14 protein-coding genes are annotated in these 14,256 nt (G+C 73.3%); 10 read left to right on the plus strand and 4 right to left on the minus strand.

The features are described 5' to 3' along the window. The first annotated feature begins 57 nt into the window (after positions 1-57). Entirely contained in the window at positions 58-672 is a 615-nt protein-coding gene (locus AB0O19_RS31220; RefSeq protein ID WP_363624386.1) for a TetR/AcrR family transcriptional regulator, read from the plus strand. Next, the gene (locus tag AB0O19_RS31225) at positions 669-2,246 is read left to right on the plus strand and encodes a glycerol-3-phosphate dehydrogenase/oxidase (protein ID WP_363624388.1); all 1,578 of its coding nucleotides are present in this window, start codon (positions 669-671) and stop codon (positions 2,244-2,246) included. Before AB0O19_RS31220 ends, AB0O19_RS31225 begins: the two co-directional genes overlap by 4 nt. A 16-nt stretch (positions 2,247-2,262) precedes the next feature. Here AB0O19_RS31225 and AB0O19_RS31230 read toward each other — a convergent pair whose 3' ends face one another. After that, the gene (locus tag AB0O19_RS31230; protein WP_063349769.1) at positions 2,263-2,556 is read right to left on the minus strand and encodes a hypothetical protein; all 294 of its coding nucleotides are present in this window, start codon (positions 2,554-2,556) and stop codon (positions 2,263-2,265) included. Positions 2,557-2,795: 239 nt separating this feature from the next. On the opposite strand from AB0O19_RS31230, the gene AB0O19_RS31235 reads away from it, so the two are divergent. Beyond that, complete coding sequence (locus AB0O19_RS31235; RefSeq protein ID WP_350883073.1) at positions 2,796-3,371, plus strand: TerD family protein; 576 nt, start codon at positions 2,796-2,798, stop codon at positions 3,369-3,371. A 55-nt stretch (positions 3,372-3,426) separates the two neighbouring features. Here the strand turns inward: AB0O19_RS31235 and AB0O19_RS31240 are convergent, their stop codons facing one another. After that, positions 3,427-4,686, minus strand: a complete 1,260-nt coding sequence (locus tag AB0O19_RS31240; protein ID WP_363624390.1) for an FAD-dependent monooxygenase — start codon at positions 4,684-4,686, stop codon at positions 3,427-3,429. A 184-nt stretch (positions 4,687-4,870) separates the two neighbouring features. On the opposite strand from AB0O19_RS31240, the gene AB0O19_RS31245 reads away from it, so the two are divergent. The 3 genes from AB0O19_RS31245 (at position 4,871) to AB0O19_RS31255 (ending at position 8,474) form a co-directional block, all read left to right on the plus strand. After that, on the plus strand, positions 4,871-6,925 hold the full coding sequence (locus tag AB0O19_RS31245; RefSeq protein ID WP_363624392.1) for an NADPH-dependent 2,4-dienoyl-CoA reductase: 2,055 nt from the start codon (positions 4,871-4,873) through the stop codon (positions 6,923-6,925). A 76-nt stretch (positions 6,926-7,001) separates the two neighbouring features. After that, positions 7,002-7,625: a helix-turn-helix transcriptional regulator gene (locus AB0O19_RS31250; protein WP_363624394.1), complete on the plus strand. Its 624-nt coding sequence runs from the start codon at positions 7,002-7,004 to the stop codon at positions 7,623-7,625. 90 nt (positions 7,626-7,715) lie between these two features. Next, positions 7,716-8,474 carry a hypothetical protein gene (locus tag AB0O19_RS31255; RefSeq protein ID WP_363624396.1) on the plus strand — a complete coding sequence of 253 codons (759 nt, stop codon included), beginning with the start codon at positions 7,716-7,718 and terminating at the stop codon, positions 8,472-8,474. Positions 8,475-8,675: 201 nt separating this feature from the next. On the opposite strand, the gene AB0O19_RS31260 is transcribed toward AB0O19_RS31255, so the two are convergent. After that, positions 8,676-9,941, minus strand: a complete 1,266-nt coding sequence (locus AB0O19_RS31260) for an acetylhydrolase (RefSeq protein ID WP_363624398.1) — start codon at positions 9,939-9,941, stop codon at positions 8,676-8,678. Between the two features lie 446 nt (positions 9,942-10,387). Between AB0O19_RS31260 and AB0O19_RS31265 the strand changes: the two genes are divergently transcribed. The 4 genes from AB0O19_RS31265 (at position 10,388) to AB0O19_RS31280 (ending at position 13,835) form a co-directional block, all read left to right on the plus strand. Then, positions 10,388-11,056 (plus strand): DUF4097 family beta strand repeat-containing protein, encoded by a 669-nt coding sequence (locus tag AB0O19_RS31265; protein ID WP_363624400.1) that lies wholly within the window; start codon positions 10,388-10,390, stop codon positions 11,054-11,056. Positions 11,057-11,121: 65 nt separating this feature from the next. Continuing rightward, positions 11,122-12,243 (plus strand): serine hydrolase domain-containing protein, encoded by a 1,122-nt coding sequence (locus AB0O19_RS31270; protein WP_363624402.1) that lies wholly within the window; start codon positions 11,122-11,124, stop codon positions 12,241-12,243. Positions 12,244-12,507: 264 nt separating this feature from the next. Continuing rightward, on the plus strand, positions 12,508-13,476 hold the full coding sequence (locus AB0O19_RS31275) for a DUF4331 family protein (protein WP_363624404.1): 969 nt from the start codon (positions 12,508-12,510) through the stop codon (positions 13,474-13,476). A gap of 116 nt (positions 13,477-13,592) precedes the next feature. After that, on the plus strand, positions 13,593-13,835 hold the full coding sequence (locus AB0O19_RS31280; protein ID WP_363624406.1) for a helix-turn-helix transcriptional regulator: 243 nt from the start codon (positions 13,593-13,595) through the stop codon (positions 13,833-13,835). 42 nt (positions 13,836-13,877) lie between these two features. On the opposite strand, the gene AB0O19_RS31285 is transcribed toward AB0O19_RS31280, so the two are convergent. Further along, positions 13,878-14,252 carry a hypothetical protein gene (locus AB0O19_RS31285; protein WP_363624408.1) on the minus strand — a complete coding sequence of 125 codons (375 nt, stop codon included), beginning with the start codon at positions 14,250-14,252 and terminating at the stop codon, positions 13,878-13,880. Positions 14,253-14,256: the final 4 nt, after the last annotated feature.

Below are 14,256 nucleotides of genomic sequence, written 5' to 3' on the forward strand. Positions count from 1 at the left end.
CGGCGCCGGCCGGTCCCGCTTGCGTCTCAGGTGCCATGCGTTACAGTTTCACACATCATGTCAAGTAGTAACGCCGAGTCCCCTGGCAGTCCCGCGCGCAGCACCGACGACGCGATCCTGGACGCCGCCGCCGACCTGATCGTCCATCTCGGCGTGCGCCGAACGCAGTTGGCGGAGATCGCCCGCCGCGCCGGGGTCAGCCGGCCGACCGTCTACCGGCGCTGGCCGGACGTCCGGGCGGTGATCGGCGCCCTGCTCACCCGGGAGATCCGGGCCACCCGGGAGGGCGTCGCCCTGACCCTCGGGGGCGACGGTGCCCCGATCGGCCGGGAGGCCTTCGTCGACGGGGTCGTCGAGGTGGCCGTCCGGCTGCGGGACCACCCGGTGCTCGGCGCGCTGCTGCGCTCCTCCGACTCCGACCTGCTGCTGGAGTACGTCGTCGAGCGGCTCGGCACCAGCCAGCGCGGCCTGCTGGAGGCGCTGCGGGCCGGCATCGAGCAGGGGCAGGCGCACGGTTCGATCCGGGCCGGGGAGCCGGTCGAACTGGCCGCCATGGTCCTGCTGATCGCCCAGTCCACCGTCCAGTCGCACCGCATGGTCGCCTCCCTGCTGCCGGAGGCCGCCTGGCGGCGCGAACTGACCAGAGCACTGAACGGATACCTCGCGCCATGACCTCGACGCCCACCGGATCCTCCGCCGCTCACTCCGTCGCTCGCTTCGCCGGCTCCAGCCGACTCGACGCCGGCCGGCGCCGGGCGGAACTCGAAGCGCTGGGGGACCGCCCGAGAGTCGACCTGCTGGTGATCGGCGGCGGCGTCACCGGTGCCGGGGTGGCCCTGGACGCCGCCTCGCGCGGGCTGCGCACGGTGCTGGTCGAGTCCCGCGACCTGGCGTTCGGCACCAGCCGCTGGAGCTCCAAGCTGGTGCACGGCGGCCTGCGCTACCTCGCCTCCGGGCGGATCGGGGTGGCCCGGGAGAGCGCGATCGAGCGCGGCGTGCTGATGACCCGCACCGCCCCGCACCTGATCCGCGCGCTGCCCCAACTGGTGCCGCTGCTCCCGGGGTTGCTGCGCCCCGGGCAGGCCTCGCTGATCCGGGCGGGCTTCCACGCCGGGGACGCGCTGCGGATCGCCGCCCGGACGCCGGGCGCGCTGCTGCCCCGGGTGCGCCGGATCGGCGCCGCGCGGACGCGGCAGCTGGTGCCGGGCGTGCGGACCGCCGGACTGTCCGGCGCGCTGGTCGCGCACGACGGCCAACTCGTCGACGACGCCCGGCTGGTGGTGGCGCTGGCGCGAACCGCGGCGCAGTACGGCGCCACCGTGCTGACCAGGGTGCGGGCGGAGTCCGTGACCGGCAGCTGCGCCCGGCTCACCGACACCGTCACCGGGCAGTCACTGACCGTCGAGGCCGGTGCGGTGGTCAACGCCACCGGCGTCTGGGCGGGCGAGGTGGATCCGTCGATCAGGCTGCGCCCCAGCCGGGGCACCCACCTCCTGGTGGACGCCGCCGCGCTCGGCCACCCGACCGCGGCGCTCACCGTGCCGGTGCCCGGTTCGACCAGCCGCTTCGTCTTCGCGCTGCCCCAGCAGCTCGGCCGGGTGGCGATCGGGCTGACCGACGAGGACGCGCCCGGTCCGATCCCGGACGAGCCGCAGCCCGCCGAGGGGGAGCTCGCCTTCCTGCTCGACACCGTCAACGCCGCCCTGAGCACCGCGCTGACCAGGGCGGACGTATGCGGCGCGTACGCGGGGCTGCGGCCGCTGATCGACACCGGGGGCGGCAGCACCGCCGACATCTCCCGGGAGCACGCGGTGCTGGAGTCGCCGTCCGGGCTGGTCACGGTGGTCGGCGGCAAGCTCACCACCTACCGGCGGATGGCCGAGGACGCGGTGGACGCCGCCGTGCGGCTGCGCGGCCTGCCGGCCCGGGCCTGCTGGACGGCCCGCCTGCCGCTGGTCGGCGCCCCGGCCCACCGGGACAGCCGCCCGCTCCCGGCGGGCGCCGTGCCCGGCTCGCTGCTCGCCCGCCACGGCGGATCGTCCCAGGAGGTGGTGGCCGCCGGGGAGTTGACGCCGATCGCGGAAGGCCTGGACGTGACGCGTGCCGAGGTCGCCTACGCCGTCACGCACGAGGGCGCGTTGGACGCCGCCGACGTGCTCGACCGCCGGACCAGGATCGGCCTGGTCGCCGAGGACGCCGAGCGGGCTCGGAAAGCGATCGAGGAGATCGTGGCGCAGCGCCTGTAGCGGGCGGGCGGAGGGCTCAGCGCGCCGCGCGCTCCGGCATCGGGTGCTCGGCTCCCGCGACCTCCAGGACGCAGGAGTACGGGTGCTCGGCCGCGCCCGTGCGGTCCAGCCGCACCGAGAGCGGCAGCGGCGGCTCCTCGGCGAGCTGGGCGGCGAGCGTCAGCGGGTAGACGCCGTGCCCGTGGACGCGGTGGAAGGCGCACTCCTTGCCGTCCACCAGCAACTCGGTCTCGGTGATCCAGCCGGAGCGGACGTTGACGGTGACCGAGTGCCCGGCCTGGTCGAAGTGGAAGCTGTACCGCTGGCGCATGGGGAACCTCCCGCGCGGGGGCCGCCGGTCGGGGCGGACCAGGGGATCCACCGCCAGTCTAGGGCGTGTCTTCCAACCCCCGCCTGTGCGGCGGCGTGGGGGCGGTGCGGGCCGGGGCGATGGGTGGTTCCCGGCGGAACCCCTGAGAAATCCCCGGGGTGGGGCCCGACCGCAGGTGGATTCCCGTGATCTCTACAGTGTTGTAGATTCGTCCGCAGGGAGAGATCGAGGAGGGCATTGTGGGAGTTTCACTGGCCAAGGGCGGCAACGTCTCGCTGAGCAAGGAGGCGCCCGGTCTGAGCGCCGTGATCGTGGGTCTCGGCTGGGACGTGCGCACCACCACGGGCGCCGACTACGACCTGGACGCCAGTGCGCTGCTCTGCAACGCGCTCGGCAAGGTGGTCTCGGACCAGCACTTCGTCTTCTTCAACAACCTGCGCAGCCCCGACGGTTCGGTCGAGCACAGCGGCGACAACCTGACCGGTGGCGGCGACGGCGACGACGAGCAGATCAAGGTCGACCTGGCGCGGGTGCCGGCCGACGTGGCGAAGGTGGTCTTCCCGGTGTCGATCTACGACGCCGACGCCCGGCTGCAGAACTTCGGGCAGGTCCGCAACGCGTTCATCCGGGTGCTGAACCAGGCCAACGGCCAGGAGATCGCCCGCTACGACCTCAGCGAGGACGCGTCCACGGAGACCGCGATGGTCTTCGGTGAGCTGTACCGCAACGGCGCGGAGTGGAAGTTCCGCGCGATAGGGCAGGGTTACGCCTCCGGTCTGCGCGGCATCGCGACCGACTACGGCGTCAACGTCTGATCGCGGCAGGTGATCTGACGGGGTTTCGGCGGCCACCGGCCTTTGCGGCCCACGCTCACTCGGGACGCCCGAGGGCGTGGCCGCCGAAACCCCCGCTGCCGGTGAGCTGACGGCGCCACCAGGCGTCCATCCCCGGTCCGTCCATGGCCGACCAGTCCGGTGCGGCGGCGACCTGCTCCCGGCCGAGCCGTCGGCCCAGTTCCACCAGCTCCCGCCCGACCACGCCCCGCTCCTGGTCGTACGCGGCCAGCAGGGCCGGCCAGGACCCGCCGTCCGCGGCGGCGGCCCGCCCGGCCTGCTCGAAGGCGTGCGCGTCCTGCAGGGCCTTCACCGCGCCGCTGGTGTTGTGCGGGCGGACGACGGTGGCCGCGTCCCCGCCGAGGAGCAGCCGGCCGGCCGTGCGGCGCGGGGTCTCCAGGTCGTAGACGGGCTGGAGGAAGGTCCGCTCGCGCGGGGTGAGGGTGACCAGGGCGGCCCAGTACGGCGGCAGGTGCCGCTCGGCGAGCTGGCGCAGGCCGTCCAGCCGCCCGTCGGTGAGGGTGCCCGCCGGGATGCTGGTCGGGCCGTCGAGGCGCAGCCAGGCGGGGGTGGGCGCGTAGAAGACCCAGTTCACCTGGGTGGTGCCGGGGGTGAGCCCGGGGATGCGGTAGATCACGACCTGGCCGCCGGGGTAGCAGACGGTGGCGCACTCGTCCTCCGGCCAGGCCGCGGCGCCGCCGGGCAGCTCCGCCAGCAGTGCGGCGTCGTAGCTGCCGCGCCAGCACACGTACCCGGCGTATGCGGGCCGGGCCTGCGGGCAGACCGCCGCGCGGACCACCGAGCGGTAGCCGTCGGCGCCGATCACCAGGTCGTACGGTTCGCGGGTGCCGTCGGGGCCGGCCGTCCAGGCGCCGTCCTGGTCGGTGCCGGCCGCGGTGACGGTGTGGCCTTGCCGGAACTCGATCCGGTCGGGGGTGCGTTCGCGCAGGGCCTGCCAGAGGACGGCCCAGTGGTGGGAGTGGAACGGCATCGGCTGGTTCCAGAGCACCCGCCCGCGCCCGTCCGGTCCGTCGCCGCCGTGGTCCTCGGCCGTCTCCCGGGTGACCCAGCGGCGGACGGTGAGGCGGTGGCGGCGGACGCCGTCGTGGAGGTGGCCGGCGCGGACCAGTTCGTCGAAGCGGTCGTCGTTGATGCAGATCCCGACGCCGCGGTCCTCCAACTGGCCCTCGCTGCGTTCCAGGACCACGATCCGGTCCGCTCCCAGCCGGGCGGCGGCCCCGGCGAAGGCGCTTCCGGCGATGCTGCCGCCGATCACGGCTATCGAGCTATCCCGCATGGCGGTCCTCTCCCAGCTGCCCACACTGCCGATCTGACAATACGCGGATCATGTCCGCGAGTTGGCGGGAACCGGCAGAGCGCGGAGCCTCGGCCCGCGGACCCCTTATGCAACTAGTTGCACATCGAGCCGCCGTCCCCTACTCTGCGGTAACACCGACCCCCGCCGCCCCCAGGAGACGTCGATGAGCGCGTCGATGAGCACCACCCCCGGCAGCAGCCGCTACCCGCACCTGCTCAGCCCGCTCGACCTCGGCTTCACCACCCTGCCCAACCGCGTCGTCATGGGCTCCATGCACGTCGGCCTGGAGGAGGCCCCCGGCGGCTACCGGCGGATGGCCGAGTTCTACGCCGAGCGGGCCCGCGGCGGCGTCGGCCTCATCGTCACCGGCGGCATCGCCCCCAACGAGGCCGGGCGCCCCTGGGAGGGCGGCGCGATGCTCACCACCGGGGCCGAAGCCGACCGCCACCGCGTGGTCACCGACGCCGTGCACGCCGCCGGCGGGAAGATCGCCCTGCAGATCCTGCACTTCGGCCGCTACGCCTACCACCGCGACCTGGTCGCCCCCAGCGCCCTCCAGGCCCCGATCAGCCCGTTCGTCCCGCACAAGCTCACCGCCGCACAGGTCGAGCAGACCATCGAGGACTTCGTCCGCTGCGCCGAACTCGCCCGCCGCGCCGGGTACGACGGCGTCGAGATCATGGGCTCCGAGGGCTACCTGATCAACGAGTTCGTCGTCGCCGCCACCAACCGGCGCGAGGACGAATGGGGCGGCCCGTACGAGCGCCGGATGCGCTTCCCGGTGGAGATCGTCCGCCGGGTCCGCGAGCGGGTCGGCGAGGACTTCATCATCGTCTACCGCCTCTCCATGCTCGACCTGGTGCCCGGCGGCTCCACCCTCGACGAGGTCGTCCGCCTCGCCCAGGCCGTCGAGGCCGCCGGGGCGACCATCATCAACACCGGCATCGGCTGGCACGAGGCCCGCATCCCCACCATCGCCACCTCCGTGCCGCGCGGCGCCTTCGCCTGGGCGACCAGGAAGGTGATGGGCACCGTCGGAATCCCGCTGGTCACCACCAACCGCATCAACACGCCGGAAATCGCCGAGCAGTTGCTCGCCGACGGCTGCGCCGACCTGGTCTCGCTGGCCCGCCCGCTGCTCGCCGACGCCGACTTCGTCGCCAAGGCGGAGGACGGCCGCGCCGACGCCATCAACACCTGCATCGGCTGCAACCAGGCCTGCCTCGACCACACCTTCAGCGGCCTGATCACCTCCTGCCTGGTCAACCCGCGCGCCTGCCACGAGACCGAACTCGTGCTCACGCCCACCAGGTCGCGCAAGCGCATCGGCGTCGTCGGAGCCGGCCCGGCCGGGCTCGCCTTCGCCGTCTCCGCCGCCGAACGCGGCCACGACGTCACCCTGTTCGACGCCGCCGCGGCGATCGGCGGGCAGCTGAACACCGCCCGGCTCGTGCCCGGCAAGGAGGAGTTCGACGAGACGCTGCGCTACTACCGCACCCGGCTCGCCGAGTTGGCCGTCATCCAGCGCCTCGGCACCACCGCCACCGCCGACCAGCTCGCCGCCGAGAACTTCGACGAACTCGTCCTCGCCACCGGCGTCACCCCGCGAACCCCCGGCGACCTGCCGGGCGTTGACCACCCCAGCGTCGTCGGCTACCTCGACGTCCTGCGCGACGGCGCCCCCGTCGGCGAGCGGGTCGCCATCCTCGGCGCGGGCGGCATCGGCTTCGACGTGGCAGGCTTCCTCACCGACCAGGGGGACGCGGCCAGCCTCGACCCGGCCGTGTTCCAGGCCAAGTGGGGCATCGACCCGGAGTACCGCGAGCGCGGCGGACTGCGCCGCCCCGAGCGGCCCGCACCGCCGCGCGCCGTCCACCTGCTCCAGCGCAAGACCAGCAAGGTCGGTGCCGGGCTCGGCAAGACCACCGGCTGGATCCACCGCACCGAACTCCGGCACCGCGGCGTCACCATGGTCGCCGGCGCGACGTACGACCTGATCGACGACGCCGGCCTGCACTTCACCGTCGACGGCGAGCGCCAGCTGTTGCCCGTGGACACCGTGGTGCTCTGCACCGGCCAGGAGCCGCGCCGCGACCTCTACGAGGCGCTGCGCGAGCGCGGCCTGGAGGCCCACCTGATCGGCGGCGCCGACGTCGCCGCCGAACTCGACGCCAAGCGGGCCATCAAGCAGGGCACCGAGCTGGCCGCCGCGATCTGACCCTTCCTTGCGCGCTGGGTCCTGTTCGGCCGGACAGGACCTGGGCACGCCTTGGGCACGCCCTAGGATCGACGGCATGTCGCTGCCGCACGCCATCCTCACCGCCCTGCTGGAGAAACCGTCCTCGGGGCTGGAGCTGACCCGGCGCTTCGACAAGTCGATCGGCTTCTTCTGGCCCGCCACCCACCAGCAGATCTACCGCGAACTGGGCCGACTGGAGGCCTCCGGGCAGATCCGGGCCCTCCCGCCGTCCGGCCCCGTCCGCGGGCAGAAGAAGGAGTACGAGGTCCTGCCCGAGGGCCGCGCCGAACTCGCCCGCTGGACGGCCGAGGGCGCCGAGCCGCGCGCCGTCCGCGAACCGCTGCTGCTACGGCTGCGCGCCGCCGCGGTGGTCGGCACGGACGGCCTGGCGGCCGAGGTGCGGCGGCACCTGGCGCTGCACCGCGCGCAGTTGGACGACTATCGGGAGATCGAGCGGCACGACTTCCCGGCCGAGGCGACGGCCGGGGAGAACCGCCTCCAGCACGCCGTGCTGCGGGCGGGCATCGGGCTGGAGGCCTTCTGGGTGCAGTGGCTCGCCGAAACCCTCGAAACCCTCGAAACCCTCGAAACCCTCGAAACCCTCGAAGCGCTCGAAGCGCTCGGAACCTCCGGCCCGCCCCCGGCGGACCAGGGGGACCGGCCGGACCAGGGGGCCTGACCTGCGGCGATCCGTGCCCGCGAGCCCCTTGCCAGGCCCGGTGGGACACTGGTGCCTGTCCCTGCCCGCACCCTCGACCGGGGGGCCCGCATGTCCCACCCGAAGCCGCTCCACGCCCTCGCCGCCGCCGCCCTCGCCGCGGCGGTCGCCTTGGGCCCGGCCCACCTCGCCGCGGCCGCGACGCCCGGCCAGCCCGCCCAGGGCCTGCCCACCTCCGAGCAACTCACCGCGGCCCTGCTCACCGTCGACGACGTCGGCCCAGGCTTCACCCAGGTCCCCAGCACGGCCAGCCCCAGCCCCAGCGCCGGCCCCAGTACGATGCCGTCCCCGGCCAACGGCTGCGACGCCCTCAGCGACCTGATCAACATGCACACCGGCGTCCCCGGCCCCGAGACCCCGCACGCCGAGGCCGAACTGGACGGCCCGGGCGGCAACCCGATGGTGACCGAGTCCCTCACCGCCGAGGACGCGGGAAAGCTCACCACCGACCTCGGCGCCGCCACCGCGGCCCTCGAGAGCTGCCACACCATCACCTTCAACGCCGGTGCCAACGACTCGGTGACCTTCACCGTCACCCCGGTCACCCTCGGCGACCGCCAGGACGCGCCCGCCGTCCGCCTCGACGGCACCCTGGCCGGCGTCCAGCTGAACGCCTTCGTCGGCGTCGAGCGCTTCGGCACCGTCGGCATGGCCTTCGGCTTCTTCCAGCGCGGCGGCGACTCCCCCCAACTGGCCTCCTTCCAGTACCGCGCCGCCGTCGCCAAGGTCCAGCGCGCCCTCGGCACCACCGCCGGCAGCACCACCCCGCCCACCGCCACGGCCCCCGTCACCCAGGGCACCTCGGTCTGAGCCGGGCAACGCGACGGCCCCCGTCGGGCAGGCAGTCCGACGGGGGCCGCGGCGTGCGGGGGCGCCGGTGCTGAGCGGATCGGCGCGCTGTTCGCCGACTACACGCCGGACGAGATCGCGGTGATCGCCGACTGGTTCACCCGGGCCAAGGGGGTGCTGGGGGAGTCGCTGGACGAGATCCGGGCCGCTACGGTCGCGGGTTCACGGCAGGTACGTCACCTCGGGGAAGGCCGCGGACGGGCCGTCGAGGAGGCGGCTGGCGCGGTGCCGCAGGTGCAGGTCGAAGAAGGCCACCGGGTACGCCTGCTGGATCTTCACCGCGCGGGCCGGGTCGAGGGTGCCGATCATGCCCCGGACCTGCTCGTCGGTCAGGCCGAGGAGCTTCGCGGCCTGCGGGATCAGCACCTGGTTGTCGCCGTACGAGACGTGCACGGCGCCCTGGGCCTGGACGTCGAGGCGCCAGCCGCGCAGGTGCGGCCAGAACTCGGCGACGTCCGGCTGGCCGGCCCGGGTGAACGCGGCGGTCATCATCATGAACGGCCGGTCCAGGTCGGTGGTGATGGTCGGCTGCATCGGGCCGTCCAGGCTCAGCCCGGCGAGGACGCGCCGGTCGGTGAGCATGGTGTAGGCGGTGGCCGTACCGCCCTTCGACCAGCCGAACATGCCGATCCGGTCCGGGTCGAGGGCGTGCAGCAGCCCGGCGGGCAGCGGCCTGCCGTCGGCGTCGGGGTTGCGCCCGGCGGCGAGGGCCTCGACCTGGTCGAGGAGGAAGCGGATGTCCGCGGCGAAGTCCTTCGGCCCCATCGGGACGCTCCGGTCCGGGGTGAGGACCAGGCCGTCGGGGAACTCGGTGATCGCGTCGCGGGTGTGGTCGACGGTGACCACCACGTAGCCGTGGCTGGCGAGTTCCTGGACCATCACGGTGTGGTCGGCGCGGTGGCTGTGCGCGCCGTGCGAGTAGACGACGACGGGCAGGCGGCGGCCCGCGCGGTGGACCGGGGCGCCCACGCGGCCGGAGGTGAGCGGGGCGAGCGCGGGGTCGATGGCGAAGCCCGTGTCCGCGAGGAACGCCCGCAGTGCGCCGTCGGCCATCCAGGGCGCGAGCGGGTACGCCCCGGCCTCGCGGGCGGGGTACCAGACGCTCGCCATCAGCTCGCGGAACCGGCCCGGGCCGGCCAGCGGGTCCGGGCGGGAGGCGTCGAGCAGGTGCAGCGGGACGGTGCCCACGGGGTGCGGCCCGGTGGGCTCGGGCAGGGTGAGCCGCGCCGGGCCACCGGTGGCGGTGCTGGCGGCGGGCGTGGTGGTCCCGGGCGTGGCGGTCCCGGGGGTGGTGGTCCCGCCCGCCGCCCACGCGGGGCGGGCGAGGGCGAGCGGTGCGGCGGCCCCGGTGGCCCCGGCGGCCAGTGCGGCCCCCAGCAGGCGGCGGCGCGTCATGGCGTGTCGGCTCGTGAACGGCGTGGTGGTCATGGGCCCTCCCTGGGTGTGCTGGACAGAACCGGGCCGAGGCGCGCGGTCTTCGCAGGTGCGGCCGTCGTTCGACACCGGACCTCCGGGGAAGCTCCCCTGACGGGCCGTCCGATGGATCTCCGTGCACCTGAGCGGAAGGCTGTCATCGCGCCGCACCCGGCCACATCCGACCACCGGATGACGGTGCGGCCGCGCGCATTGGCCTGGGGGTTTACATCCGTGGGCTGATGCGGCGGTGCGCCGGGGCGGGGCAGCGCATAGCGTTCACGCTCAATCCAATGCAACGGACGGCGTGGCTGACGTTGCGTTAAATCTGCAACTGTTGCAACGATTATAAGGCTCTGGCCTGTGGTTATGCTGATTCTGCGCAACATAGCTGTTGCCCTCAGGTGTGAAGGCAACGTAGCGTTTCCATTGTCAGAAACAACGAGCCGCAGGAGAGCATCATGCAGAAGTTCGCCACCCCCGCCCCGGTCTCCGCCGTCCTCGACATCCCCGCCGGGCGCATCCGGTTCATCGCCGCCGACCGGGCCGACACCACGGTCGAGGTCCTGCCCGCCGACGCCTCGAAGAGCCGCGACGTGAAGGCGGCGGAGCGGACCACCGTCGAATACGCCGACGGCGTCCTGCGGATCGAGGCGGCGGCGGCCGAGAACCGGATCCTCGGCCAGTCCGGCACCGTCGAGGTGACCGTCCAACTGCCCGCCGGCTCCCGTGTCCAGGCGAAGACGGCCAGCGCCGAACTCCGGGGCGTCGGACGCCTCGGCGACGTCACCTTCGAAGGCGCGCAGGCCTCGGTCAAGCTCGACGAGACCGCCGGAGCCCACCTCGCCGTCCTCGCCGGCGACATCTCCGTCGGCCGCCTCAACGGCCCCGCCGAGATCACCACCGCCAAGGGCGACATCCACATCGCCGAAGCCGTGCACGGCACGGTCACGCTGCGCACCGAGGCCGGCGACGTGTCCGTCGGCGCCGCCCGCGGAGTCTCCGCCTCCCTGGACGCCGGCACCACCTACGGCCGGATCCGCAACGCGCTCAAGAACACCGACGCCGCCGCCGGCCTGAGCATCCACGCGACCACCGCCTACGGCGACATCACCGCCCGCAGTCTCTGACGCGGCACCGCTCACCCACCCCTGAACTGCGCCGCGCACATCCCACCGCGAGACGAGGAACGACCATGACCAGCACCCTCCACACCGTCGAGAACGACACCGCCCAGGACCGCCCGGAACTGCAGCAGGCCACCCAGGAGTTCGTCGACGCCGGCTTCGCCGGGATGCAGCTGCGCGTGCACGACGAGCGCGGGGAATGGGTCGGCAGCGCCGGGGTGCGCAAGCTGGGCGAGGCCGCGAAGCCGCCGGTGGACGGGAAGTTCTGGGTGGGCAGCACCACCAAGACCTTCGTCGCGACCCTGGTGCTGCACCTGGTGGCCGACGGCACGATCGGGCTGGACACCCCGGTGGCCGACCACCTGCCGCAGTTCGGGCTGGACCGGCGGATCACCGTACGGATGCTGCTCCAGCACACCAGCGGATTGGCCAGCTACACCGGCGACCTCGAACCCGACGGAACGTTCGTACCGGGGATCCCCGCGATGGGGAAGGAATGGGTGGACAACCGGTTCCACAGCTACCGGCCCGAAGAACTCGTGCAGTTCGCCCTCTCCAAGCCGGCCCGGTTCGAGCCGGGCACCGACCAGAGCTACTCCAACACCAACTACACGCTGGCCGTGCTCCTGATCGAGCAGACCGGCGGCCGCCCGTACGCCGAGGAGATGCGGCGGCGGATCCTGCGGCCGCTCGGACTGCGGGACACCGTGGTCCCGGGCGACTCGCCGGAGCTCCCCGGGCCGCACGCCCACGGCTACTACCGCTACCAGGACGGCGACCAGTGGAAGGTGGTCGACGTCGCCCGCCAGAACCTCTCCCTCCTGGTCGGCGCCGGCGACCTGATCTCGACCACCCGGGATCTCCACACCTTCTTCGCGGCCCTGCTCGGCGGCAAGCTCCTGCCCGCCCCCCTGCTGGACGAGATGCGCACGCCGCACGGGACGCTCGGCTACGGCCTGGGCCTGTTCGTCCAGGACCTCGGCCCGGACGGCGGCACCATCGTCCACCACAACGGCGGCGCCCCCGGCGGCTACGGGGCACTGATGATCGGAACCCCCGACGGCAGCAAGACCCTGACCGCCGGACTGACCACCGGCGACTCCGCGTCCGACCCGGCGCAGGAGTTCCCGAAGGCGCTGGACCGGCTCATCAAGGCGGTGTTCGGCGGCGGCGAGCGGGCCGAGGGCTGACGGGACTGCGTTTCGGCACGTGGAGTGGGAAGTCGGCGGGGCCGACTTCCCACTCCGTTCGTCTTGAGGGGTGGTGCCCCGGCGCGCGGTGGTGGTGAGGCAGGGGTGAAGCGCGAAGCCGCGCTCCGGAACGCGGGCTGCGCAGTCGCGTCGGCGGCGTGCCGTCGGCGTTCCATCGTGCAGTGACCGCCGATCGGCGGACGGACGGGCGGAGTGCGGGTGTCGTCGGGCCGGTGCCGGGTGGGGGCTGCTACCAACGGTCCCATGTCCCATCACCTCAGCGGCCCCAACCTGCGCTCCCCCCGGGGCGACGCGCGGCTCGACCTCACCGACGTGTTCGCCTTCCCGGCCGCCGACGCGCCCGGCCGGACCGTCCTGATCATGAACGCGAACCCCTACGCCCCGACCCAGGCGGCCGAGTTCCACCCCGACGCCGTCTACCGCATCAACATCGACAACGACGGCGACCACCGCGCCGACGTCGCCTACTCCTTCACCTTCTCCGCCCCCACCCACACCGGCGCCCAGACCGTCACCGTCCACCGCGCGACCGGCGCCGCCGCGCAGAAGCACGAGCCCACCGGGGACGTCCTGTTCTCCGAAGCCCCGGTCGCCTTCGGGGACGCGCCCGACGTCATCGAGGCGAACGGCCGCAAGCTCTCCGTCGGCCTGCGCAGCGATCCCTTCTTCGCGGACCTCGAAGGGATCGTCAACGACTTCACCTGGACCGGCAAGGACGCCATGGCCGACGCCAACGTCTTCGGCATCGCCCTCGAAGTCCCCGACAGTGACCTCGGCCCCGACCCGACGATCGGCGTCTGGGCCCGGGTCAGCCTCCGCCAGGACGGGCAGCTCGTCTCCGTCGACCGTGGCGCGCACCCCTCCCTCACCGCCTACTTCAACAAGGAGGAGGTGAAGGACGCGTACAACGCGGGCGAGCCGGCCGACGACTGGGACACCTACCGCGAGGCCTGGACGGCCGTCCTCCAGCACACCGGGGACTACACCACCGAGGCCGCCACCGAGACCCTCAAACTCGTCCTCCCGGACATCCTCCGCTACGACCGCTCCCGCCCCGCCGCCTACCCCAACGGGCGCACCCTCGTCGACGACGTGACCTCGGCCCGTCTCACCATGGTCTCCGGCGGCAAGATCACCAGCGACCACATCCCCCCGCACACCGACGTCCTCCCCGTCTTCCCCCACCTCGGCCACCCGCACCCCGTCAAGTAGCGAGTCAAGTGGCCGGACGACAAAGCGGCGGTCAAGAATCCTTGACCGCCGCTTCGCACTTCCCGCTCTGATCATGTGCCAGGCTGTGCGCCCCCACCCGCGTATGAGGAGGTTCGGTGAACCACGCGCGCCCCCTGATCGAGGACTTCCCCGCCCACCCGGACGGCGACCCGGCCGGCGCCCTCGCCCGCGCCGTCCGCGAGCGCCGCACCGCCCTCGGCCTCTCCGTCGCGGACCTCGCCAAGCGCGCCGACCTCACCGACGCCCAGATCCGCGCCATCGAGGCGGGCCACGTCGCCCCCACCCTCCCCCTCCTCACCGCCCTCTCCCGGGCGCTGGAGGTGGCGCCGAAGCCGTGAGCGCGGCGGCATGAGGTCGGAAGAACCCGGTCCGGACTTCCTTCAGCGCCGTTCGAACACGCCCTTCTCCCAGTCCGAGAGATCGTCGCGGAACCGGCGCTGGCTGACCCAAGTCCCTTCGGGCAAGGGAACCCGCAGGACCAGCTCCCGCCCGAACCACGCGAACGAGAAACGGACCTCGCCCCGTTCGAGCACGTCCACGAAGTCGAGGATCCGGTGCGCGGGGACGTCGTCGAAGACGTAGTCCTCGAAGAGGACCCGGGCCACGTCGAGGCGCGGCGGCAGCATCACCAGGTAGAGGTTCCCGGTCAGGGTCTCCAGGTGGACGTCCACCAGCTCCGGATCGCCCGCGACCTCGACCGTCTCGGTCCCGGCGAACCGCCCGGACCGATGGGCCGCTTCCAGGAGATCCTTCACTGAG

This window comes from Kitasatospora sp. NPDC091276 (genome assembly GCF_040684355.1).
Classification (GTDB): Bacteria; Actinomycetota; Actinomycetes; order Streptomycetales; family Streptomycetaceae; genus Kitasatospora.

Coding starts and splice junctions, on each gene's coding strand:
- AB0O19_RS31265 (WP_363624400.1), top strand. CDS start 10,388: ATGCAGAAGTTCGCCACCCCCGCCCCGGTCTCCGCCGTCCTCGACATC.
- AB0O19_RS31220 (WP_363624386.1), top strand. CDS start 58: ATGTCAAGTAGTAACGCCGAGTCCCCTGGCAGTCCCGCGCGCAGCACC.
- AB0O19_RS31230 (WP_063349769.1), bottom strand. CDS start 2,556: ATGCGCCAGCGGTACAGCTTCCACTTCGACCAGGCCGGGCACTCGGTC.
- AB0O19_RS31225 (WP_363624388.1), top strand. CDS start 669: ATGACCTCGACGCCCACCGGATCCTCCGCCGCTCACTCCGTCGCTCGC.
- AB0O19_RS31260 (WP_363624398.1), bottom strand. CDS start 9,941: ATGACCACCACGCCGTTCACGAGCCGACACGCCATGACGCGCCGCCGC.
- AB0O19_RS31240 (WP_363624390.1), bottom strand. CDS start 4,686: ATGCGGGATAGCTCGATAGCCGTGATCGGCGGCAGCATCGCCGGAAGC.
- AB0O19_RS31255 (WP_363624396.1), top strand. CDS start 7,716: ATGTCCCACCCGAAGCCGCTCCACGCCCTCGCCGCCGCCGCCCTCGCC.
- AB0O19_RS31270 (WP_363624402.1), top strand. CDS start 11,122: ATGACCAGCACCCTCCACACCGTCGAGAACGACACCGCCCAGGACCGC.
- AB0O19_RS31245 (WP_363624392.1), top strand. CDS start 4,871: ATGAGCGCGTCGATGAGCACCACCCCCGGCAGCAGCCGCTACCCGCAC.
- AB0O19_RS31250 (WP_363624394.1), top strand. CDS start 7,002: ATGTCGCTGCCGCACGCCATCCTCACCGCCCTGCTGGAGAAACCGTCC.
- AB0O19_RS31275 (WP_363624404.1), top strand. CDS start 12,508: ATGTCCCATCACCTCAGCGGCCCCAACCTGCGCTCCCCCCGGGGCGAC.